Raw genomic sequence first — 22,433 nt, 5'->3', positions numbered from 1 at the left:
ATTCAGCCCGGAGCTCCGATGAAATTACCCCACTGGTTCAGCGTACGCAGCGAAGGTAAAGCGCTGGGATTACCCGAGCTGATCGCCATTGCCCTGGGCGGCATGGTGGGGGGCGGTATTTTTACCATTCTCGGTATTTCCGTTGCCCTGATCGGCCCCTATACGCCTCTGGCGATTATGGCTGGCGGCATCATTGCCGCGCTGGCGGCGTATTCTTACGTAAAACTGGGCGTGTACTACCGTGACGAAGGCGCGACCTACGGTTTTTTTAAACGTACCTTTCCCAGCTCGCCACTGGCCGCCGCGCTGATTGGCTGGTACGTGATTTTCGGTTATATCAGCACCATTGCCCTTTATGCCTACACCTTTGCTTCCTATGCGTTAAGCGGCACCGGTTTTGCCGATAATAACGATCTGCGCAAAGCGGTGGCCTGTGGTGTGATTGCGCTTTTTACTCTGGTGAATGTCTGGAGTGTGCGCGGCATGGGCAAAATCGAAGACATTATGGTGTACAGCAAACTGGCTTTATTACTGCTGATTGCCGTGATTTTACTGCTGCACCGTGAAACCAGCCTGACGGAACTGCTGGTGCATCCGGAGATTGAATTCTCCTGGCTCAATATTCTTACTGTTGCGGCCGTTACCTTTGTGGCTTACGAAGGCTTTCAGCTGGTGATTAATGCGGTAAAAGAAATGGAAAACCCCGATAAAAATATTCCGCGTGCGATTTACAGCGCCATCGTCATTGCCATCATTTTGTACGTGGTAATCGCTGTGGCTGCCATTCTCGCCATTCCCGCCGCCGATATTATCGCCAACGAAGAATACGCACTGGCCGCCGGAGCCGGAAAAATACTCGGCCATATCGGCGCCGATATTGTGGTACTGGGGGCAGTACTGGCAACCAGCAGTGCCATCAACGGTACCTTATTCGGCGCCTCACGCCAGGTGGCGGTGATTGCCGGTGATGGTTTCTTCCCTAAAAGTCTGGAAAAACGCAGCAATAATATACCGGTGGCAGCCATCGCCATGATGGCGGTATTAGCGATGGCGCTGATTCTGGCCGGTGGCTTAAAAGTAATACTCGAATTCGGCAGCGTTACCTTTTTGCTGGTGTCATTGTTAATGGCCATTGCCAACTTCCGTATCCGCAAGCTGACTGATTCATCGCTGTTTATTACCCTGTTATCCATTGTCGGTCTGGCGATTGGCGGCGGCCTGATTCTGCACTTTGAATACACCGACAACCCGGAGCAGCTGATCTTTATGCTGGTGCTGTACGCCATTCTGACTCTGGGCGCGCTGGTATTTGCGCGGATTAATGCGGTGCGCGGTTACTCGGCGGAGAAGCAGGCCGGAGGTAAAGAAGAATGAGGGTTAATCGTTAAATAACAGTTAAACCAGTGTAAGCAGAATGGCCAGATGCAAGATGTATTGGTCAGGTATGGCTATTGCCGGGATTATGTTGGGGTGGTAGCTTACCTGGAAAATAATCAACGGCCTGCGAGCAAAGTGCAAAAGCTGTGCGGGATAAGATAAGCAGTTGTACGTTCTTGCCGAAAGGATATCTGAGTAAGGATCATTTCAATTGATGAATTTTTTTAAACCGGTACTGGTCTCTTTCTTATTGCTTTCATCGGTGTCTTCCTATGCCGGAAAATATGTTCTGGTTGAGGAGAACCGGGCTGAAATCAGTCACGACGGTGCTATATATCTTTTGAATACCTACATTGTGATGTTTGAGCAGCCTTATTACATCACTGTAGAAAGAACTGACGGACAGGTAGTGGATATCAACGTCGCTGAGAAAATAGCGGTTGAGTATATAAAGCCAAGAGGCTGCACTCAGGAACCTGAACGACGGGCGGATCTTGATCAGAAAAACGAGAAGCAAACAAAGGTTGTTATCGGTGTTGCTTGCTAGGTGACGGCATCGTCTGGCTCCCATGTTCTGCGTGGGAGTCCTTACGGGTAAAGTTGCATTCCCACGCAGAGCGTAGGAACGAGAGATCTCTGCGTTTTATCGAATGGTTACTCTGGAAATAAAATGAGGCATAAAACCCGCGAGCTTTTAGCCTATATCGAACCGGGAAACGGCGAGGTACTGATTGATCTTGTGAAGCTCACCCGTAACGGGCATTCATATTATTTTCAGGATAAGCGCTGGCTGCGGAATCTGCGCTGTATGGGCGGTGATGGCTGCACTTCCGATCAGGGCGAGACAATCAATATTGCCATACTGAACCGCAGATACAGCCCGGCATGGGTTGCCGGTAAAACCATTCGGGTTACTGACAGGGCAAAAGAGCGGTATCAGCTGTGGCTTGAAGGTATGCATCGCTGCGAGTAGCAATTTCATCTGGCTTCCACGCTCTCATCTGGCTCCCATGCTCTGCGTGGGAGTCCTTGCGGACACAGTTGCATTCCCACGCGGAGCGTAGGAACGAGAGGGCAGCCATAAAAAAGCCCGCATCAGCGGGCTTCTTTTTAACCGTGTGTCACCACATCAGATCATCCGGAATCTGATACGCTGCATACGGATCATCTTCATCCATCGCATCAGCAGTGCTTTCTGCAATATAAATAAAGTGATTATCTTTGCGCTGGCGGATTTTCTCAGCAATCTGCAGTGGCAGTACTTCGTATTTTTTCTCACCCGGTAAATCCAGTGCGATAACCGCCAGCTGGCCGCGGCTTAAGCGGTCCCAGATGGCCTGGTCAACGTAAATGGATTTCACTTTTTTGCCATCAACAAACTGATATTTAATATCGGCATGTTCGCTTTTAATGGCGTTGGTGGTAACCAGCTGACGCACCTGAGCAGCAATGGCTTTTTGCTGTGCTTCCTGTTCCTTTTTCTGGTTCAGTTCGCGGTCGCGCTCAGCTTTTTCTTTACGCGCAGCGTCGGCTTTGGCCTTGGCTTCGTCGATCTGGTTGTCTTGTCCGGTACGCTGCAGGTGATCCTGCTTTTTCAGTTCTTTAGCGGCTTTTTTCGCTTTTTGCTTGTCGATCAGACCGGCGGCGAGCAGCTGTTCCTGTAATGACTTGGCCATAATAATTCCTCAGCGTTGCCATACACCGGCAGGAATTAAATCTGCCAGCTGGTCGATGGTGTTATCGCGTTCGTTAACGTCGGCGGCAACCACGGTAACGTGGCCGAGCTTACGCGCCGGGCGCGCTTCTTTGCCATAGGAGTGGCGGAAGGCGTTGCCGATGGTGGCGGCTTTTTCTGCCGGGGTTTCATCGCTGATCACGTTAAGCATGGCAACGGCCGGGTATTTGGCGGTGGTGTCGCCCAGTGCGCGGCCGGCAATGGCCAGCATATGATTGCGGAACTGGCTGGTGGCAGCGCCTTCAATCGACCAGTGGCCGGAATTGTGTACGCGCGGTGCCACTTCGTTGGCGACCAGGCCGTTTGCGGTGTCGAACAGTTCCAGCGTGATGGTGCCGACATAGTCGAGGCTGTCGGCCAGCTGGCGGATATAGCGCTCGGCCTGTTGCGCTTTTTCGGCACTGAGGTCGGCGGCCGGGAACAGCGAATAACGCAGAATGCCTTCGTGGTGTACGTTTTCGGTCATCGGCCAGATCACCATATTGCCGTTAACGTCGCGGCTGGCGATGACGGAGGTTTCACGCTCGAAGCTGACAAAGGCTTCGGCGATCAGTTCACGTCCGCCAATGGCGGCCCAGGCCGGTTCGGCATCGGCCGGGCTGCGCAGCACGTACTGACCTTTACCGTCGTAACCTTCGGTGGTGGTTTTCAGCACGATAGGCAGGCCCAGTTGTTCTACCGCGGCGTGCAGATCGTCGAGTGAATTAACGGCACAGAAATCGGCGGTGTCGATGCCGGCGGCACGCAGGGCGGTTTTTTCCAGCAGACGGTTCTGGAAGGTTTTCAGTGCTTTCAGGCTGGGATACAGCTTGTCGGCAACGCTTTCCAGACGGGCAACGATGTGTGCCGGGATATTTTCGGTTTCGAACGATACGCGCTCAACACTGGCCAGAAACGCATCCAGAGCTTCGTCGCTGTGGGCACGCAGATCGTACAGCGATACGTCAATATCGCTGATGTCCTGCACACTGTCAGACAGCATCTGGCCCAGCTGGCCGTTACCTAAAATACCGATTTTCATGCTTCTTCACTCTCAGAAAAGTCGGGCCCGGCAGTACCGGGCCCGGATAGGTCGTTAACGCTTACAGTGCGGTGCGCGGATCGGGTTCGGCCAGCACGCTGTCGGTCTGTTCGGCGCGGAAGGCGTCGATTTTGGCCAGCAGGTCGTTGTCGCTGGTGGCCAGAATCTGGGCGGCCAGCAGACCGGCGTTTTTCGCACCGGCATCACCGATGGCCAGAGTACCAACGGCAACACCACCAGGCATCTGCACGATGGACAACAGCGAATCCAGGCCGCTCAGGGCGCGGGATTTAACCGGCACGCCGAGTACCGGCAGCGAGGTCTGGGAGGCACACATGCCCGGCAGGTGAGCAGCGCCACCGGCACCGGCGATGATGACTTTAATGCCGCGGCCCTGAGCGGTTTTGGCGTAATCAAACAGCAGATCCGGGGTGCGGTGGGCAGACACCACTTTTACTTCGTAGGCCACGCCCAGTTTATCCAGCATATCTGCTGCGTGTTGCATGGTGGGCCAGTCGCTCTTTGAGCCCATGATGATACCAACCGCTACGGTCATCGGGTCATCCTCGTTGAATTCAGTCAGGGCAGCCAAAGTGGCGGCCGGTGCAGGAAAGCGGCGCATTCTATCACAAGGTTTACAGCATGATTAAGCGGATACGGGGGCAGGAAAGCGGGGTCAGCGCTACCACGAGGTTTACAACATGATTAAGCGGATACGGGGGCAGGGAAGCGGGTGCGAGCTACCACAAGCTTTGCGCTGGCTCAGTCTCCGCGGCTGACGCACTTTTATTCCCCCAAGGTCTTAGTCGTTATGGGGCAGTGATGATGCCATGTCGGAAAGAGTCATACTTCCGGATTGGGGAAAAATCAGCGGGTTTTGGCCCGTCAGGCTCTTCCTATCCGGCTTAAAACCATTTACTTTGTGCGGTTTAATGGTCTACAGTTGTGTAAATTATAATCAATTCCGGACGAACCGGGATGCAGGGGCAGGTTGTTAAGGGGCATAGCCTGAGGAGTTGAAAGGATGCCAAGTCTTTATGGCCGGGTCAGACAGATGGTGACCCGTCTGAATATGAAAAACGACAGTGAGTTGTATCAGATATTGTTCGACACGGCGGCGGCCGGGATTGTGACGATCAACAGTGATGGGCAGATTCAGGCCTGCAATCCGGCGCTTTGCCGTATTTTCGGTTATGAAGCAGAGGAACTACTGGGCGAGAACATCGCTATGCTGATGCCGGTTCGCCATGGTCAGCGCCATCAGGGTTATATTGAAGAGTACCTGCATAAAGGACACGCCACGGTGATGGGGCGTGGCCGTGAGTTGCCTGGTTTACGTAAAAACGGCGAAGAATTTTTGCTGCATCTGTCGGTCAGTGAGATGAACCTGGGCGGTGAGCGTAGCTTTACTGCGATTGTTCATGATTTAACCGCCTCTTTAGCGGGGCAGAACCGCACCCAGCAGGGTGATCAGGCCTGGCTGGGCAGTGTGCTGGACCATACTCCGGCAGCAGTAACGGTTAAGGATATGAAAGGCCGTTACCTGCTGCTGAATCACCGCGCAGAAAGCCTGCTGGGCATCAACTCCCGTGATGCTGTGGGGCGCACTGACAGCGAGCTGTTTACCCCGCAGTGGGCGGCATTGCAGCAGCGCACCGATGAGGAAGTCAGTCATGCTGAGGGGTTCCGTGTTTTTCTTGAACCCTTTTTGGCTACCCGCCATAGCGCTGCTGCGGTGAAGGCAGCGGCAGAGACAGAGACCCTGCGTTTCCTGACCAGTAAAAATGTTCTGCGCGATGCCGCCGGTGAGGCCATGGGCATTGTGGCTATCAGTCTTGATATCTCGTCGCTGCCATTATTCAGTCGCTCAGCCTCGGCCGATGGAGAGCACCTGCTGAATGCGTTGCCTCAGCCGCTGGCATTACTGACGGCTGACGGTGAAGTGCTGCAGGCTAACGAAGCCTATGCGCGCCGCTTTGGTCTGAGTGCGCGCTCGGTGAAGGGGTGTCAGGTGCAGATGCTGGAGTCGGAAGGCTTTGTTGAGTGGTTCCGGCATTTTCAGTTGCAGGATGGGCTGCAAAAAACGCGGCATAACGAAGACAGCCTGCAGCTGCAGTTACAGTCCCACGAGCAGGATGGTCAGAAGTTGCTGTTACTGACAGCGACAGAGCGACCGTCCGGAGCGCCTGTACCTTTATCTGCGCCGGTTGCCAGCGCTGATGGTGTTGCTAATGGTGCTGCTGATGACCGTGCTCCTTTCCATGCCCTGACCGATAATGCCCGCTTTATTGCCGGGCTCAGCCATGAACTGCGTACCCCTTTAAATGCGGTGATTGGCTTCAGTCAGTTGCTGAAGCCGGAGCTGCAGTTACCTGGGCAGAAAGAAGCTATCGACATGATTGAGCGTGCCGGTAAGCATCTGGTGGATCTGGTTGATCAGGTGCTTGATCTGGTCAAAATCGAAGGTCATATCACCCCTCCGCAGATGGAGGCTGTCGCGGTGCTGACCTTACTGGAAGAATGCTGTGAGATGCTGCGTGCCACTGCTTTAGCCTGTGGTGTCCGTATCCGCATGCACAGCGAGGTTGCCGAACCCTGGATATACGCCGACCGGGTGCGTTGTAAGCAGATTATTCTTAACCTGCTCAGCAATGCGATCAAATACAACCGTGAGGGTGGCAGCGTGGATATCCGCATTGAGTCTGCGGAAAACGAGCGCTTACGGATCAGTGTCCGTGACACTGGCTGCGGTATAGCAGACAAAGATCAGGCCGCTCTCTTTACCCCTTTTCAGCGCTTTGGCAGTGAGCAAAACCTCATTGAAGGGAATGGTCTGGGTCTGGTGATCAGTCGCTTACTGGCCAGTCGTATGAATGGCGTGCTGAATTTCAGCAGCCGCGAAGGTGAGGGCAGTTGTTTCTGGCTGGAACTGCCGCAGACGGCACCGATGTACTCGTTTAATGCTATTCCGCCGGTTTATTCCGGTGTGCCGGTGGGACAAAAGCAGAAGGTCGCCGAAAATCAGCGCCGTGTGCTGTATATCGAAGATAACCCGATTAATGCCCGCTTTGTTGAGCTGGGTCTGAAGCGTCGTGACAATCTCGATGTTGCCATTGCCCGTACCGGCCGCGAAGGCATGGATATGGCGCAGCAGCAGACCCCGGACGTTATTTTACTGGATATGCGTCTGCCGGATATTCATGGTCTGGATGTGCTGAAAAAATTACGCGCGATGCCGGAGTTACGTCATGTGCGTATTTATGGGGTCAGTGCTGATGCTTTGCCGGATCAGATCCGTCAGGCGCAGGATGCCGGTGTCGACGGTTATATGACCAAGCCCTTCGACCTGCAGGCACTGGGAGAGATGATCGACAACCCACAGCAATAATTGCTGTGGGCTGCCGGAAGGCACTGGTGCGCATTACAGGCTGAGCTGGCCGTTATTAATGGCTTGCTCTAGTGCCGGTGTTAATGGCTGATAAGGCTCATTTTTACCGCTTAGTACCAGCAGCGGATCGCTGACTCTGGCCAGATGGAAGGCCTCGTCTTTTAACTCCACCTTGCGGTATTTAAACGTACCGGTCACTTCTTCCTGCGGACGCAGGCGCAAAAATAATGGAATGGCGTAGGCCGGTAATTTTTCGCGCAGGTGCAGGGTCAGAGCATTCCAGTTAATGTCGGCCCCGGCGCGCAGGGTGAGTGCGGCCATACCGGCACGGCCATCGGTGTGGGGTACTTCCACGCCATACACCACCGCATGCTCAATATCGGCAAATTCCATCAGGATGGATTCCACCTCAGTGGTGGCCACGTTCTCGCCTTTCCAGCGGAAGGTATCCCCCAGACGGTCAGCAAAAGCGACGTGTTTAAAACCCTGGTTCAGCACCAGATCACCGGTATTAAACCAGCAATCGCCTTTTTTAAAGACATTGCGGAACAGTTTTTTCTGGCTCGCTTCGGCGTCGGTATAACCCTCAAACGGCTGCTTGTCGTTGACCTCGGTGATTAACAGCCCTGTGCCACCTTTTTTAACCGGCAACATAAAACCTTTTTTATCCCGCAGCGGTTCGTCGTTTTCAATATCGTAGGCCACGATGTTGTAAGACAGCGGGCAGATACCCGCGGTCTGATCGAGATTTAATGCATTGGTAAAGACCAGATTGCATTCGCTGGCGCCGTAAAATTCGTTGATGTGTTTAATATTGAAACGCTGCTTGAATTCCATCCAGATATCCGGACGCAGACCGTTGCCGATAATCACGCGGATATTATGCAGCTGGTCTTTGTCTGACGGTGCTGTATTCAGCAGATAACGGCACAATTCACCGATATAGCAGAAGCCGGTGGCACCATAGTCGCGGATTTCATCCCAGAAACGCGAGACACTGAATTTACGCGAAATTGCAATGCAGGCACCGGCACCAAGAACAGCGGCCAGTGATACGGTTAAGGCATTGTTGTGGTACAGCGGCAGGCTGACATAGAGCACATCGTCTTTGCGTAATTTCATCGATGCCAGGCCCATACCTGCCATGGATTTAAACCAGCGGTAATGGCTCATGACTGAGGCTTTGGGCAGACCGGTGGTGCCGGAAGTAAAAATGTAATAGCAGGGCTGATGCATTTTTACCTGTGGTGTACTGGCCGGGTTATTTTTGTCCTGTGAGGCGATCACCTGCTCAATATTCTGATAATGGCCCGGACATTCGTGCCGACTGTCAGCACCATCCTGCCAGAAATATAACTGCATTTTTAATGCGGCAGGCAGAGCATGTTCGACCGTTGCCATATTGCCCAGCATTTCTTCACCGACAACCAGCAGTTTGGGTTTGACCAGATTAATGCTGTGCTCCAGCACTTCACCGCGCTGGGACGTATTAAACATACTGGCAATGGCACCGAGTTTAACTGTGGCCAGTACGGCCAGCAGGGTTTCCGGGCGGTTTTCCAGCATGACGCCGACGGTATCACCATGGCTGATGCCCTGACTGGCAAAATAGTGGGCCAGCTGATTCACTTTTTCGTTCAGCTGACGGTAGCTGATGCGCTGCTGCTGATAGCGGATGGCAATATGATCCGGCTGGCGGGCGGCGTGTTGTTCCAGCAATAAACCAATGGATTTGTTTTTTTCCGGCTTGGTGGTTGCCAGCGCGAGTACGCCTTTCAGGGTGATGCCGATATCCGGTAATCCGATGATGGCGCTGCGGATAATATTAACCAGACTGACAGTGCGCGGTTTCAGGGGCGGCTGGCTCATGCCTTCGGCGGGCAGGCGGGTAGTCGCTGAACGATTCATGGATCTGACCTTGGTGATGTATTTATAGTTATGAAGTCGAGAATGACATAAATCCTGCCGGCCGGGCCACAGGATTTATGTCAGGTTTTATCTAGGGCACCTCTGAATAGTGTGCAAATCAGCGCAATTCGGCTGAGCTTTTACCCAATAAACGGCGGGCAATAATCAGTTGCTGAATTTGCTGCGTGCCTTCAAAAATATCGAGAATTTTTGAATCCCGCGCCCATTTCTCCAGTAATTCATCTTCGCTGTAACCCAATGAGCCAAGCAATTCGACACAACCTAAGGTGATGGCGTTGGCACTGCGTCCGGCTTTGGCTTTTGACATCGACGCTTCTTTCGAATTAGGCATGCCATTATCGGCCATCCACGCGGCTTTTAACGTCAGCAACCGGGCGGCTTCCCAGTCGGCTTCGTAGCGGTACAGCTGCGCTTCGATCTGGCTGCTGTTTTTAATACTGGTGCGGTAGCCGGCGCTGATGCCGTACTCTTTCAGCAGCTCGCGGCTGCGGTCGAGGGCGGCTTTAGCCACGCCGACGGCCATGGCGGCAACTACCGGGCGGGTGTTGTCGAAGGTTTGCATGACACCGGCAAAGCCCTGATCGACATTGATTTCCGGTGAACCCAGCAGGTTGGCCGCAGGCACACGGCAATCGGTAAAGGTAATGGCGGCGGTGTCAGAGGCTTTAATACCGAGTTTCTTTTCCAGGCGCACCACTTCCATGCCGGGGGTGCCTTTTTCCACCACAAAGGATTTAATGGCCGCGCGGCCGATATTACGGTCGAGGCTGGCCCAGACCACCACGGCTTCGGCACGCTCACCGGAGGTGACGTAAATCTTTTCGCCGTTCAGCACATAATGATCGCCGTCTTTGACCGCGGTGGTGCGGATGGCGGCAGAATCCGAACCGCAGCCCGGCTCGGTAATCGCCATGGCTGCCCATTTTTTGCCGAAACGGGCCAGCTGTTCATCATTGGCTACTGCGGCAATCGCGGCGTTACCCAATCCCTGGCGTGGCAGGGTTAATGACAGGCCAACATCCCCCCAGCACAGTTCCTGCAGCCCCAGTACCGTGGTCATATTGGTGCTGTTAACGATGCCGTCGGTTTTTTTCTTATCCTGTTTGAGTTTGCCGGCACCGGCGCCTTCGCCCAGGGTGCCGTCGTTCATGCCATCCATAATGGCGGCCAGCATATCCAGCTCGACCGGATAGGCGTGTTCGGCGCGGTCATATTTACGCGAGATCGGGCGGAAGACATGTTCGGCAACCTGACGGGCCTGATTGACCAGCGGGCGGAATTTCTTCGGAACTTCAAGATTCATCATATGCTGTTCTCCTTACAGGTGCAGACCGCTGTTAACACAACCCAGAATGCGCAGGTCGCGGTACCAGCGTTCAGCCGGATGTTCTTTGGTAAAGCCGTGGCCGCCGAGCAGTTGCACGGCATTGGTGCCGATTTCCATGGCTTTGTCGGCACACAGAACATGGGCCAGATAGGCTTCGCGGTGGAATGGCTGACCCTGTTCGGCCAGTGCGGCCGCACGCCAGGTGAGCAGGCGCATGGATTCCAGTTCGATGGCGATATTGGCGATCATAAAGGCCACTGACTGGCGGTGACTGATGGGCTCGCCGAAGGCTTCACGCTCGTTGCAGTAAGGAATCAGGTAATCCAGTGCGGCCTGACAGGTGCCGATGGCCAGGGCGCACCAGTGCAGCTGGCCAAGATCGACAAAGGCGCGGTAATCGAAATCACTGTCTTCACCACCCAGCAGGGCATCGACATTCACCTGCACTTTATCCAGTGTCAGGGTGCCGGAGGCGGCGGCGCGCAGACCCATCGCCGGGCTGCGGGTAAAGTTCAGGCCATGGCTGTCGCCGGGCACAATAAAGAGTTGTGGTTTGCCATTCAGCAGCGCGGCAACCAGATACAGATCGGCGTTACCGGCAAAAGGCACCAGGGTTTTCACGCCATTCAGCACATAGCCCTGCTTATTGCTTTTGGCGCTGCAGGTCAGCTTATCGGGGGCGAACAGCGGATGCGGTTCCTGCAGGGCAATAGCGGCAGTTACCGGTTGCTCGGCCAGCCACAGTGGCAGCCAGCGTTGCTGTTGCTGTTGTGTGCCCCAGCGCACCAGTGCGTTGGCGACCCCCACGGGGGCGAGGGCAGCATAGGCCAGGGTAAAATCGCCCCAGGCCAGTTCTTCGGCAATGATGGCGCTGGTGGTCGGGCTGTAGCTTTGTGCCGCACCGCCCAGAGATTCGGGCACCGAGAACAGATTCAGACCCAGGGCCATGGCGTCCTGCAGATAACTGTCGGGCAGTTGCAGGTTTTCGTCGGCGTCGTGGGCCAGGCCGCGTACGATTTCTTCCGCGTAGGAGCGCACGCTGTCGCGGATCATCTGTTGCTCTTCACTTAAGCTCAGATCAAACAGGGCCTGGGGCTTACGTTCCGGCAGGCGTTCGCCACGGGTGCTGTCCTGTTTTTGTGCACGCTTCTGCATCATTTCGCCGGCAAATTTAAAACCGGCGCGGGTGGAAAGGTAAGCGATGCGCTCGGCGGGTTTACGCAGCCCGTATTTTTCAGCCCAACGGCTGCCGGCAAAGCGACTGGCCAGGCCAAGGCCCAGTCCCTGAATATCTTTAGCCATACAATCTGCCCTCAGTGGATCGTTGTAATTATTGTCAGGGCCGGACGCTGCGGTGGCGGTATCGCGACGCGGTGTTGCGATGGGTGTTACGGGGGAGATACAGCGTGACCGGCCCTCTGCCTGGCAGAATAAAACACAGGCAGCGCTGGCAGGTTCGCAGTTTGGCGCTGGTGGCGCATTGGCAGAGGTGTCAGTTACTGCCGGGCAAAGTGGTCATATTGCGCAGCTCAGCTGCTGCTGAAGTGGCGGGATCAGCTGGCTGCAGCGCGCAAGCAGTGGCCGATGCTCTGCTCGCAGGCGTCCAATACCACACGGCCAATCAGCTCGCCGGCCAGGGTATGTTTGCCGCAAAAAGCGAGGGCTTCACCATGGGCAGGCAGCGGTGGGCAGATCACTGCATGACTGTCGGTGCCGGTACCGCTGGCGGGCAGGTTGGATAAAGGGCTGAGCAGCTCAGCATCGCGGATGGCGGTAACCTTGGCTTCGGTCAGCTGGATCAGGGCTTCGGCCATAGCCGCCGGGGTCAGGGCAAAATGCAGCAGCAGCCAGATATTAATGGTTCCGGCACCGGCAAAAGCATCGGCCGGATCGCCGCTGCGGCGCAGATTGGAAAGTCCGGCGGTTACCCAGCATTCGGCGCGCAGTTGTTGCAGGCTCAGGCTGCTGTAGCCCAGTGATTTCATGGAGGCGGCGGTCATCATGCCGCAGCAGGGCACTGGCAGCATAAGCTGTTCAGCCTGTTGTTGCAGGGTCTGTTCTGCTGGTGGCCAGGGCGGCGGTGCATGCTGATCAACACGCAGGTTAAGCAGGCTGTGGGTACTGCCAAAGCCGCCGTTGAGTACCGCAGAACTCAGCACCGGCCAGGGCTCAGGTAACGTCAGAGCGATATGGGTGGCGCTGTGCGCAAAGCGGATTGTGCCCTGATTATCCTGTTTAAACAGGGACATAGGCGGACTCTATTTGGGTCATGGGATGGGACTCGTTATGATAGGCGCAATTTTCATTTACAGGATGCCCGCATGCTGACGTTACTGTCACCGGCGAAAACGCTGGATTTTGACACGCCGCCGACCACGGCAAAAGCAACTCAGGCCGATTTTCTGCAACATTCTGCCGAATTGGTGGATGTGCTTAAACAGTATTCTCCGGATGATATCGGTGCGCTGATGAAACTCAGCCCGGCGCTGTCGGAACTGAATGTGCAGCGCTACCACGACTGGCGCCTGCCGTTTAATGCCGATAATGCCAAGGCGGCTATTCTGGCCTTCAAAGGTGACGTTTATACCGGTCTGCAGGCCGACACACTGGATGAGCAGCAGCTGGATTTTGCCCAGAATCATGTACGTATCTTAAGTGGCCTGTATGGTTTACTGCGACCGCTGGATTTAATTCAGCCTTACCGGCTGGAGATGGGCACCAAACTGAATAATGCCCGCGGTAAAGATCTGTACAGCTTCTGGGGCAGCATTATTACCGATGCCCTGAACCGCGAGCTGGAACAACAGGGTACAGATGTGGTCGTTAATTTAGCGTCGAACGAATATTTTAAATCGGTGCAGCCAAAAAAACTGAACGCGCGCCTGATTACACCGGTCTTTAAAGACGAAAAAAACGGCCAGTATAAAATCATCAGTTTTTACGCGAAAAAAGCCCGTGGTCTGATGACGGCTTATATTATCCGCAGACAGCTGCAAAAGGCTGAAGCCCTGCAGGATTTTGATGTGGCGGGTTATCGTTTCAGCGCCGAAGATTCGCGCGGCGATACCTGGGTATTTAAACGAGCAGAGAAGGATATTCCGAATGCGTAAGTTAGTAATCGCCAGCCTGTTAACTGGCACCATGGCAGCGGGTCTGAGTGGCTGTGTACTGGCACCACAAACCATTGCCCTGAATGAAAGCGTCACTGTACCCGGCGGCATGCCGGCAATTCAGCGTGACGCCCTGGTGCGGGTAGTGGATGAGCGCGGACAAGGCGCCGATGTGCTGGGACACCGCGGTGGCCGGGCGCCGGAAAATTCTCCGCTGCTGTCAGAAAAACCATTAAGCGATGTGTTAACGGCGCGCATGCAGGAGTCGCTGAAATCTTTGGGTTTTGGCTCTGCCAGTCCGGTTGATCCGGTGCGGGTACAGCTGACGGTTGAAGAGTTTTCTTATCAGTGTAATGAAGGCGCGATCGTAAATGAATGCGGCATGAAAATGCGCTTTATGATTACTGTTATGGATAACGGAAAAATCTTCACCAAGCCCTACAGCGCCAACGAAACCCGCTCTCTGGCGGCGTCACCAGCGGTGGAATATAACCAGAAATGGGTGAACGAGGTTCTGGATAAACTGTGGCAGCATATGTTTAACGATAAAGAACTTCAGCAGGCACTGAATGTGACGGTGCAGGGCTGATTTTTTACAGCATGACTGACGCATAAAAAAAAGCCCGGAGTACTCCGGGCTTTTTTTATAGCTTAAATAACCTCTGGAGGTTATTTTTCTTCGCGCTGGGCGGTCAGGCTGGCGGTCTGAATATTCATATAATCCACCAGAATATGTCCGGCTTCGATCAGCAGGGCATCATCTTCTTCCGGCTTTTTATCGTCTTCTTTCTCCGCGTCAGCAGCGTTATCGGTTTCTTCATCGTCGATGCTGGTTAACAGCGGCATGCCTTTGGCTTTGCGGCGTTCGTTTTCCAGTTTCAGACGCTTATCGTCGTTGGCTTTGCGTTCCTGCTCGCGCACTTTTTCGTTCAGCGATACCTGAGTCTGCTGACGCAGTTCGGTAATCAGGGCTTTTTGCTCGCGCAGGAAACGAAAATCCGGATTGTGTTCGATACGGGTCTGGTGCAGCTGGCGTAACGCGGGCAGGGTAGCCGCGATGCCTTTATTGCTGCGGTATTCCGCCGGCCGGATGGTGTCCCACGGCAGGGCTTCTTCCAGCGCGCTTTCGCCGATTTTTTCCTTATCGAACAGCGACGGGAACAGAATATCCGGGATAACGCCCTGGTGCTGGGTACTGTCACCGGATACCCGGTAGAACTTGGCCTGGGTAATTTTCAGCTGGCCGGAGCGCAGCGGACGCAGGCTCTGAACCGTCCCTTTACCGAAGGTCTGGCCACCGACAATTAAACCGCGGCCATAATCCTGAATCGCACCGGCAAAAATTTCCGAGGCCGACGCACTGAGGCGGTTAACCAGAACGGTAAGCGGTCCGTCGTACAGTACGGAAGGGTCCTGATCAGGCAGAACTTCAACCCGGCCATGAGTACTGCGTACCTGTACCACCGGGCCCTGCGGAATAAACAGGCCGGTCAGGGTAATGGCTTCTTCCAGTGAGCCGCCGCCGTTATTGCGCAGATCAATGATCAGGCCATCGATGCCTTCTTCTTTCAGTTCGTTAATCAGCACGGTGACGTCACGGGTCGTGCTCTTATAGTCCGGCTTGTTTTCCATACGACCCTGGAAGTCGATATAGAAGGTCGGAATATCGATCACACCGATTTTATGGGTCACGTCGCCATCTTTAACCTCGATAACGTCTTTCTGGGCGGATTGCTCTTCCAGTTTGACCTCATCACGTACGATGGAAATGATTTTGCTGTCGGTGCCGGAAGAGTTGGCCGGCAGAATTTCCAGCCGCACGGTGGTGCTTTTCGGACCACGGATCAGCTCGACCACTTCATCCAGACGCCAGCCGATCACATCAACGATATCGCCTTCGGCCTGACCAACGCCGATGATTTTATCGGCAGGCTGCAGGTTACCGGCTTTGGCGGCCGGGCCGGCCGGCACCAGACGTACCACCTTGGTGTGTTCGTCTTCGGTTTGCAGCACGGCGCCAATGCCCTGTAAGGACAGGCTCATATTGATATTGAAGTTCTCGGTGTTGCGCGGCGAGAAGTACTGGGTGTGCGGGTCGAAGGCGCGGGTAACGGCATTCATAAAGGTCTGATACGCGTCTTCAGATTGTGACTGATGGACACGGTTCAGCTGGTTCTGATAACGCTTGCTCAACAGCTCAATAATGGCGTCTTTTTCTTTGCCGGCCATTTTCAGATTGAGGATGGAGTTTTTCAGACGCTTGCGCCACAGGTCGTCGAGTTCGGCGCTGGTGGTCGCCCAAGGCGCTTTTTCGCGGTCGAGATCGAGACGCTCGTCAGTGTCGAAGTGGTAATCGGCGGCTTTGCTGTGCAGTTCGTTGAGCAGAAATGACAGGCGCTCAGACACACGCTGCTGGAAACGGTTAAAGATGATGAAGGCCGGGCGCATATCACCGCGGTTCAGGGCTTCATCCAGACTGTAACGGTATTGCTCAAATTCTTTGACGTCGCCAGCCAGCAGATAGCTGCGGGTGCTGTCGATATCGTCGAGCAGGATATCGAGCACCCGTGATGACAGTTTGTCATCCAGACGCTGATGCTCGTAATGGCCGCGCAGCAGGTTGTTCATGATCTGCTGGGTGATCATGGCGTGATCACGGGTCGGCTCAAGGGGTTTGAAGGCGGTGCCGGGGGCAATTTCCGGGATGGTGGCCTGGCTCAGCTGGGCCGTGAGCAGCGCTGTAAGGGTCAGCGCAATTTTCAATGTGCGGAAGCAAATGGAAAGCATAGTCGTTGCCAGATTTCCTTGTTGTTATCTGTTTGTACTGTGCGCCGGGCGCCGTTATCATGCCGGCGCTTTGTCAGGATAAGCCCTGTACGCACGTACCGTTACGGTGTTCAGTCATGGTTCTTGTCTGTATCTCAGACAGCTGAACATCCGTTTGGGTGCCACTGGTGTAAAGCACAGAGAGCTGGCGTAAGACGCATGGCTCATCTGCACACCCCGGCTACTGCGGTATAGTAGACCGCATTGGAATCGCAGTTGCCAGAATAATTCCCCGGATTTTGCTGCATTGGCAGCAAAACAGACGATCAGGAGGCTGTTTTGGCCAGAGTACAACTCGAATTACCCGATGAATTTACCTTCAGTACAACGCTGGATGTGCGGGTAACGGAAATTAATTACGGCAATCATGTGGGTAACGACCGCATGGTGTCTCTGTTGCATGAAGCCCGCTTACGTTTTTTGCGCGAACATGGTTTCGGTGAATTTAATATTGGCGGTCTGGGATTAATGGTGTCGGATCTGGTGGTGTGTTTTACCGCAGAATCCTTTGTTGGCGATATTCTCACCTTTCATGTTGGCGTGACCGACTTCAATAAATACGGTTGCGACTTTATTTACCGGGTCGAAAATCAGGCTCAGGACAAACAGGTGGTGAAAGCCAAAACCGGTATCGTCTTCTTTGACTATGACGAGCGTAAGATCGCTCAGGTACCGCGGGTTTTCTACGAGCGCTGCGCGCCACAGTTGCTGCCACAGGAATAATCCGGCGGCATTCAGCGCATAAAAAAACGGGCCTCTGATCAGGCCCGTTTGTTTATGTGCGGAACTCAGCTGCAGCTCAGTTGTTCTGGCTTGGATCGTCAAAGTAGGCGGTAATAAAGTCGAGGAATGCACGGCTTTTGTTCGCCAGATAACGGTTCTGCGGGAACACCACTTTGATACTGCGCACCGGAATATCCACTTCCGGAAATAATCTCACCAGTTCACCACTTTCCAGATGCCGCTCGGCAATATAGGTTGGCAGGGCAGTGATCCCCATACCGGCCAGACAGGCTTCATATACCAGGTCGATATCATTCACAGCCAGTTTGCGTTCGACGCTCGACAGGCTGAAACCATGGTCTTTTTCAAACTGACGCAGCCAGTTGATACGGGCGTATTCGGCGTTGGCGACAATCAGAATGCGATGGTTATTGAGGTCTTCCAGTTTTACCGGGGTGCCCCAGCGTTCCAGATATTCTTTTGACGCACAGATAACAATGCTTTGCTCGGCCACCGGTTTGGCAATCAGGCGCGAGTCTTCCAGCGAGCCCAGGCGCAGGGCGAAGTCGTAGCCTTCTTTCACAATATCCAGCGGGCGGTCAGAAATATGCAGGTCGAAGCTGATGTCCGGGTACTTCTGGGCAAAATCGGTAAACATACGCGCCAGCTCACGGCGGCCGAAGTTCGACATCGCAGTGATGCGCAAACGGCCGCGTGGCGTGACGTCAAAGTCGGTGACCAGCTTTTCGGCTTCCGTGATCGACTCAAGAATATTCTCGCAGTGCTGGTAGAACATTTGTCCGGCTTCGGTTGGGCTGACGGAGCGGGTGGTACGGTTCAGCAGACGTACGCCAAGGCGTTCTTCCAGACCGCTGATCTGCTTACTGACGGCAGATGGCGTCACTCCCAGTGAATCGGCTGCTGAAGTAAAGTTACGCGAGCGCACAACGGAGACAAAGGTTTGCAATGAGTCGATACGGGACATAATTAATGATTCATTCTAGGCAATTCATCAGAATGGCCAGTATATTTAATTCTGAGGAAATAATAAGCCTGTTTTGATCATAAATTAGACTTATATCTAAGAGAATGGCGCCTTATACCTGTGCCGGGAATTCTCCCCATGCATTCACCTGCAGTCGAAATCAGCTTTTGTTGCCGGTTTTGGGCGCATACAGGTTCAGTAAGCCTGCCAGTACGATCAGAATGGCCCCGGCCCAGGTCGTCCACGGCGGAATCTCTCCCCAGAACCACCAGCCCATCAGGGCGCCATAAATAACCGCACTGTAAACATAAACACCGACCTTGCCGGTAGGCGCGATGCGGTAGGCGCGGGTCAGCGCCAGCTGGCCGCTGGTAGCGACCACGCCAAGCGCCAGCAGCCACAGCCAGGTACTGTCAGGAACCGGCTGCCAGTTGAGCAGGGCGCCGGGGGCTGAAACCAGTGTGGCGGTCAGGCCAAAATAAAACACAATACGCTGGCTGGATTCGGTAGCCGACATGCGGCGGATGGTCACCTTGGCCAGTGCGGCCAGAAAAGCACCGAGCAGACCGATCAGCAGCGCTGTGTTGTAGCTGTCGCCATTACTCAGCATGGCCGGGTGTTCAGCGCCGGGCTGCAGGATGACACTGACCCCGGCAAAGCCGATCAGCAGCGCCAGCCAACTGTGGCGCCCGGCGGGTTCTTTCAGCCACCAGAGTGCCAGTAATGGCATAAACAGCGGCGCCGAAAGCTTCACCAGAAAGGCTTCGGTGAGCGGCAGATGAGCCAGCGCCCAGAAGTAACAGTACATGGCGCTGACACCAACCAGACCGCGCAGCAAATGCCAGTGCCAGACCCGGGTTTTCAGCTCAGTTAAGCCAGTACGCAGCAATAAAGGGGCGAGTACGATCAGACCGGCGATATTACGGAAGAACACAATCTGCTCGGTCGACAGCACGTCCGACAGGTCTTTGACCAGCGCGCCCATTAATGCCAGCAGGGCTTCACCCAGCAGCAGAAATAAGGCACCGCGGCGCAGGGCGTCGGTCATTGCAGGGGCTGTCATGGCTGGTTTGTGTCCTACGCTTTAAAAGGTGAATCGCGCCACTATATAAATGAAGGCTGACGATACGGATGAAGGCTGGCGATTATACGCGATCACACGCTTGGCAGCCGGGTCTTTGCGCTGCATCAAGATGAATTTCTATTAGTTTTACTAAATTTAATCTAGAAGGTGTTGAAAAAAATTAATCTGGTCGCATCTAAGTGGTAATGAATCAACTCTGCTCGGGGCTGCCCTGAGCGTCTATTTAGGAGATTGGAATATGCGTATGGATCGGTTGACCACCAGTCTGCAGAACGCTCTGGCCGAGAGCCAGAGTCTGGCGCTGGGGCAGGATCATAATCAGATTGATACCGTCCACTTACTGTTGGCATTGCTCGAGCAGCCAAGCAGCTCGGTTAAAGATGTGGTGCGCCGTTGTGGTGCCAATGTCGTTGAGCTTGGCCGTGCCCTGCGGGCGCTGCTGGACGAGCAGCCCAAAGTCAGCAGCCCGGATGGCAATATTCAGCTGGCGCCGGAACTGGGCCGTCTGCTCAACCTGGCGGATAAAGAAGCGCAGAAACGCGGTGACCAGTATGTGTCGAGCGAAGTCTTTCTGCTGGTGGCGCTGGACGATAAAAACAGCACAGGTAAGGCTCTGGCTGCGGCTGGTCTGAATAAAGACGGCGTTAATAAAGCCATTAACGAACTGCGTGGCGGTGAAAGTGTGCAGGACGCCAATGCCGAAGATAACCGTCAGTCGCTGGATAAATACTGCATCGACCTGACCGAGCGTGCCGAAGCGGGCAAACTGGACCCGGTGATCGGCCGTGATGATGAAATCCGCCGTACCATTCAGGTGCTGCAGCGCCGTACGAAAAATAACCCGGTGTTAATCGGACCTCCGGGCGTGGGTAAAACCGCGGTGGTGGAAGGTCTGGCGCAGCGTATCGTTAATGGTGAAGTGCCGGAAAACCTGAAGCATAAGCGCATCCTGTCGCTGGATATGGGTTCGCTGGTGGCCGGTGCCAAATACCGTGGTGAGTTCGAAGAACGCTTAAAAGCCGTTTTAAAAGACGTCACCAAGGCCGAAGGCAGCATCATTCTGTTTGTCGATGAATTGCATACCATGGTCGGTGCCGGTAAGGGCGATGGCGCTATGGATGCCGGCAATATGCTGAAACCGGCGCTGGCCCGTGGTGAGCTGCACTGCGTGGGCGCAACCACACTGGATGAATACCGCGAATTTATTGAAAAAGACGCGGCACTGGAGCGTCGTTTCCAGAAAGTGATTGTTGATGAGCCGAGCGTGGAAGACTCCATTGCCATTCTGCGTGGTTTAAAAGAACGCTACGAAGTGCACCACGGTGTGCAGATTACCGACAGCGCGATTATCGCCGCGGCCAAACTGTCGCAGCGCTATATTCCAGATCGTCGCCTGCCAGATAAAGCCATCGACCTGGTGGATGAGGCGGCATCGGTTATCCGTATGGAAATCGACTCCAAACCACAGGAAATGGACAAGCTCGAACGGCGCCTGATTCAGCTGAAAATCGAACGTGAAGCACTGCGTAAAGAAAAAGACGAAGCAGCGAAAAAACGCCTGAGCGATCTCAATGAAGAGATCAACAAGGCCGGACGTGCTTACGTCGAGCTGGAAGAAGTGTGGAAGAAAGAAAAAGCCCTGCTTGAAGGTGCCAGCAAATCGAAAGAACAGCTGGAACAGGCGAAAATCGAGATGGAAGCGGCGCGCCGTGCCGGCGATCTGCAGCGTATGTCGGAACTGCAGTACGGCCGTATACCGGAGCTGGAAAAGCAGCTTGCCACAGCCGCCGAGGCAGAAACCTCCGGTAAGCAGGAATTTACCCTGCTGCGCAATAAAGTGACCGAAGACGAAATTGCTGAAGTGGTATCAAAATGGACCGGTGTGCCGGTGACCAAGATGCTGGAAGGCGAGCGTGAAAAACTGCTGCGCATGGAAGAGGTGCTGCACGACTCGGTGGTGGGGCAGGATCAGGCTATTGCTGCAGTATCGAACGCGGTGCGCCGTTCCCGTGCCGGGTTGTCTGACCCGAACCGGCCGAATGGTTCGTTCCTGTTCTTAGGGCCAACCGGTGTCGGTAAAACCGAACTCTGTAAGGCGCTGGCGACCTTCCTGTTCGACAGCAGAGACGCCATGGTGCGCATCGATATGTCGGAATATATGGAGAAACACTCCGTGGCCCGCTTAATCGGTGCGCCTCCGGGTTATGTTGGTTACGAAGAGGGTGGCCTGCTGACCGAAGCCGTGCGGCGTAAACCTTATTCGGTGATTTTGCTCGATGAAGTGGAAAAGGCGCATCCGGATGTGTTCAACATTCTGCTGCAGGTGCTGGATGATGGTCAGCTGACCGACGGTCAGGGACGCCGGGTCGACTTTAAAAACACCGTACTGGTGATGACCTCGAACCTGGGCTCGGATGTGATCCAGACCATGTTTGCCGATAAGCCGTACGAGGAAATGCGCGAGGCGGTGATGGATATTGTCGGCAGCCACTTCCGTCCGGAATTTATTAACCGGATTGATGAGGCGGTGGTATTCCATCCGCTGCTGAAAGATCAGATCCGCGGCATTGCTGATATTCAGCTGGATCTTCTGCGCGGCCGTCTGAAAGAACGCGATCTGGCGTTTGAAATGAGCGACGCGGCCATCAGCAAGCTGGTGGATGTGGGTTACGACCCGGTGTTTGGCGCACGGCCTTTAAAACGTGCGATTCAGCGCTGGATCGAAAACCCGCTGGCGCAGGATATTCTGGCGGGTAAATTCCTGCCGGGTACCACCATCGTTGCCGATGTTGACAACGATCAGCTGGTTTTCCGTGCGGGGTAAGCTCCGCGCCGCTTAAACCGGCTGAGTGCCACTGACAAAACCCCCGTTGCAGTCTCTGCAGCGGGGGTTTTGTGTATACTGCGCTCATCTTTATTTTTGCCCCG

18 protein-coding genes are annotated in these 22,433 nt (G+C 54.5%); 8 read left to right on the top strand and 10 right to left on the bottom strand.

The features are described 5' to 3' along the window. Positions 1-18 precede the first annotated feature (18 nt). From HUF19_RS10960 to HUF19_RS10950, 3 genes are all read left to right on the top strand, one after another. A complete protein-coding gene (locus HUF19_RS10960) occupies positions 19-1,374 on the top strand; it encodes an APC family permease (protein ID WP_260996679.1) in 1,356 nt (451 codons plus the stop codon). A 217-nt stretch (positions 1,375-1,591) separates the two neighbouring features. After that, positions 1,592-1,924 carry a hypothetical protein gene (locus tag HUF19_RS10955; protein WP_260996678.1) on the top strand — a complete coding sequence of 111 codons (333 nt, stop codon included), beginning with the start codon at positions 1,592-1,594 and terminating at the stop codon, positions 1,922-1,924. A 123-nt stretch (positions 1,925-2,047) separates the two neighbouring features. Then, positions 2,048-2,350: a hypothetical protein gene (locus tag HUF19_RS10950; protein WP_260996677.1), complete on the top strand. Its 303-nt coding sequence runs from the start codon at positions 2,048-2,050 to the stop codon at positions 2,348-2,350. A gap of 148 nt (positions 2,351-2,498) precedes the next feature. On the opposite strand, the gene HUF19_RS10945 is transcribed toward HUF19_RS10950, so the two are convergent. The 3 genes from HUF19_RS10945 to purE all read right to left on the bottom strand — a co-directional run bounded on the left by HUF19_RS10945 (position 2,499) and on the right by purE (position 4,689). After that, a complete protein-coding gene (locus HUF19_RS10945; RefSeq protein ID WP_260996676.1) occupies positions 2,499-3,053 on the bottom strand; it encodes a DUF2058 domain-containing protein in 555 nt (184 codons plus the stop codon). A gap of 9 nt (positions 3,054-3,062) precedes the next feature. After that, on the bottom strand, positions 3,063-4,133 hold the full coding sequence (locus HUF19_RS10940; protein ID WP_260996675.1) for a 5-(carboxyamino)imidazole ribonucleotide synthase: 1,071 nt from the start codon (positions 4,131-4,133) through the stop codon (positions 3,063-3,065). Between the two features lie 61 nt (positions 4,134-4,194). Further along, positions 4,195-4,689, bottom strand: coding sequence for a 5-(carboxyamino)imidazole ribonucleotide mutase (gene purE, locus HUF19_RS10935; protein WP_145470314.1), 495 nt, complete (start codon positions 4,687-4,689; stop codon positions 4,195-4,197). 468 nt (positions 4,690-5,157) lie between these two features. Here purE and HUF19_RS10930 point away from each other — a divergent pair, with 468 nt between their 5' ends. Beyond that, on the top strand, positions 5,158-7,521 hold the full coding sequence (locus HUF19_RS10930; RefSeq protein ID WP_260996674.1) for a hybrid sensor histidine kinase/response regulator: 2,364 nt from the start codon (positions 5,158-5,160) through the stop codon (positions 7,519-7,521). A gap of 33 nt (positions 7,522-7,554) precedes the next feature. Here the strand turns inward: HUF19_RS10930 and HUF19_RS10925 are convergent, their stop codons facing one another. From HUF19_RS10925 to HUF19_RS10910, 4 genes are all read right to left on the bottom strand, one after another. Then, positions 7,555-9,429, bottom strand: coding sequence for a long-chain-acyl-CoA synthetase (locus HUF19_RS10925; protein ID WP_260996673.1), 1,875 nt, complete (start codon positions 9,427-9,429; stop codon positions 7,555-7,557). Between the two features lie 118 nt (positions 9,430-9,547). Then, positions 9,548-10,753, bottom strand: coding sequence for an acyl-CoA dehydrogenase family protein (locus tag HUF19_RS10920; protein ID WP_260999491.1), 1,206 nt, complete (start codon positions 10,751-10,753; stop codon positions 9,548-9,550). Between the two features lie 15 nt (positions 10,754-10,768). Continuing rightward, positions 10,769-12,079 (bottom strand): acyl-CoA dehydrogenase family protein, encoded by a 1,311-nt coding sequence (locus tag HUF19_RS10915; protein ID WP_260996672.1) that lies wholly within the window; start codon positions 12,077-12,079, stop codon positions 10,769-10,771. A gap of 251 nt (positions 12,080-12,330) precedes the next feature. Then, on the bottom strand, positions 12,331-13,026 hold the full coding sequence (locus HUF19_RS10910) for an adenosylcobinamide amidohydrolase (RefSeq protein WP_260996671.1): 696 nt from the start codon (positions 13,024-13,026) through the stop codon (positions 12,331-12,333). Positions 13,027-13,098: 72 nt separating this feature from the next. On the opposite strand from HUF19_RS10910, the gene yaaA reads away from it, so the two are divergent. Then, a complete protein-coding gene (gene yaaA / locus HUF19_RS10905) occupies positions 13,099-13,887 on the top strand; it encodes a peroxide stress protein YaaA (protein ID WP_260996670.1) in 789 nt (262 codons plus the stop codon). Continuing rightward, on the top strand, positions 13,880-14,476 hold the full coding sequence (locus HUF19_RS10900; RefSeq protein WP_260996669.1) for a YajG family lipoprotein: 597 nt from the start codon (positions 13,880-13,882) through the stop codon (positions 14,474-14,476). Before yaaA ends, HUF19_RS10900 begins: the two co-directional genes overlap by 8 nt. Positions 14,477-14,556: 80 nt before the next feature. Here HUF19_RS10900 and HUF19_RS10895 read toward each other — a convergent pair whose 3' ends face one another. Further along, a complete protein-coding gene (locus tag HUF19_RS10895; RefSeq protein WP_260996668.1) occupies positions 14,557-16,674 on the bottom strand; it encodes a carboxy terminal-processing peptidase in 2,118 nt (705 codons plus the stop codon). Positions 16,675-16,992: 318 nt separating this feature from the next. Here HUF19_RS10895 and HUF19_RS10890 point away from each other — a divergent pair, with 318 nt between their 5' ends. Next, positions 16,993-17,436 carry an acyl-CoA thioesterase gene (locus HUF19_RS10890; protein ID WP_145470330.1) on the top strand — a complete coding sequence of 148 codons (444 nt, stop codon included), beginning with the start codon at positions 16,993-16,995 and terminating at the stop codon, positions 17,434-17,436. 76 nt (positions 17,437-17,512) lie between these two features. Here the strand turns inward: HUF19_RS10890 and HUF19_RS10885 are convergent, their stop codons facing one another. Both HUF19_RS10885 and HUF19_RS10880 read right to left on the bottom strand, forming a co-directional pair. Next, complete coding sequence (locus tag HUF19_RS10885; RefSeq protein WP_260996667.1) at positions 17,513-18,421, bottom strand: LysR family transcriptional regulator; 909 nt, start codon at positions 18,419-18,421, stop codon at positions 17,513-17,515. A gap of 160 nt (positions 18,422-18,581) precedes the next feature. Further along, positions 18,582-19,484 carry a DMT family transporter gene (locus tag HUF19_RS10880; RefSeq protein ID WP_260996666.1) on the bottom strand — a complete coding sequence of 301 codons (903 nt, stop codon included), beginning with the start codon at positions 19,482-19,484 and terminating at the stop codon, positions 18,582-18,584. Between the two features lie 259 nt (positions 19,485-19,743). On the opposite strand from HUF19_RS10880, the gene clpB reads away from it, so the two are divergent. Further along, a complete protein-coding gene (clpB, locus tag HUF19_RS10875) occupies positions 19,744-22,329 on the top strand; it encodes an ATP-dependent chaperone ClpB (RefSeq protein ID WP_260996665.1) in 2,586 nt (861 codons plus the stop codon). The last annotated feature ends 104 nt before the right edge of the window (positions 22,330-22,433 follow it).

This window comes from Thalassolituus hydrocarboniclasticus (assembly GCF_025345565.1).
In the GTDB taxonomy this organism is placed as follows: domain Bacteria; phylum Pseudomonadota; class Gammaproteobacteria; order Pseudomonadales; family Oceanobacteraceae; genus Venatoribacter; species Venatoribacter hydrocarboniclasticus.
This window is presented reverse-complemented; position numbering and strand designations above follow the sequence as displayed.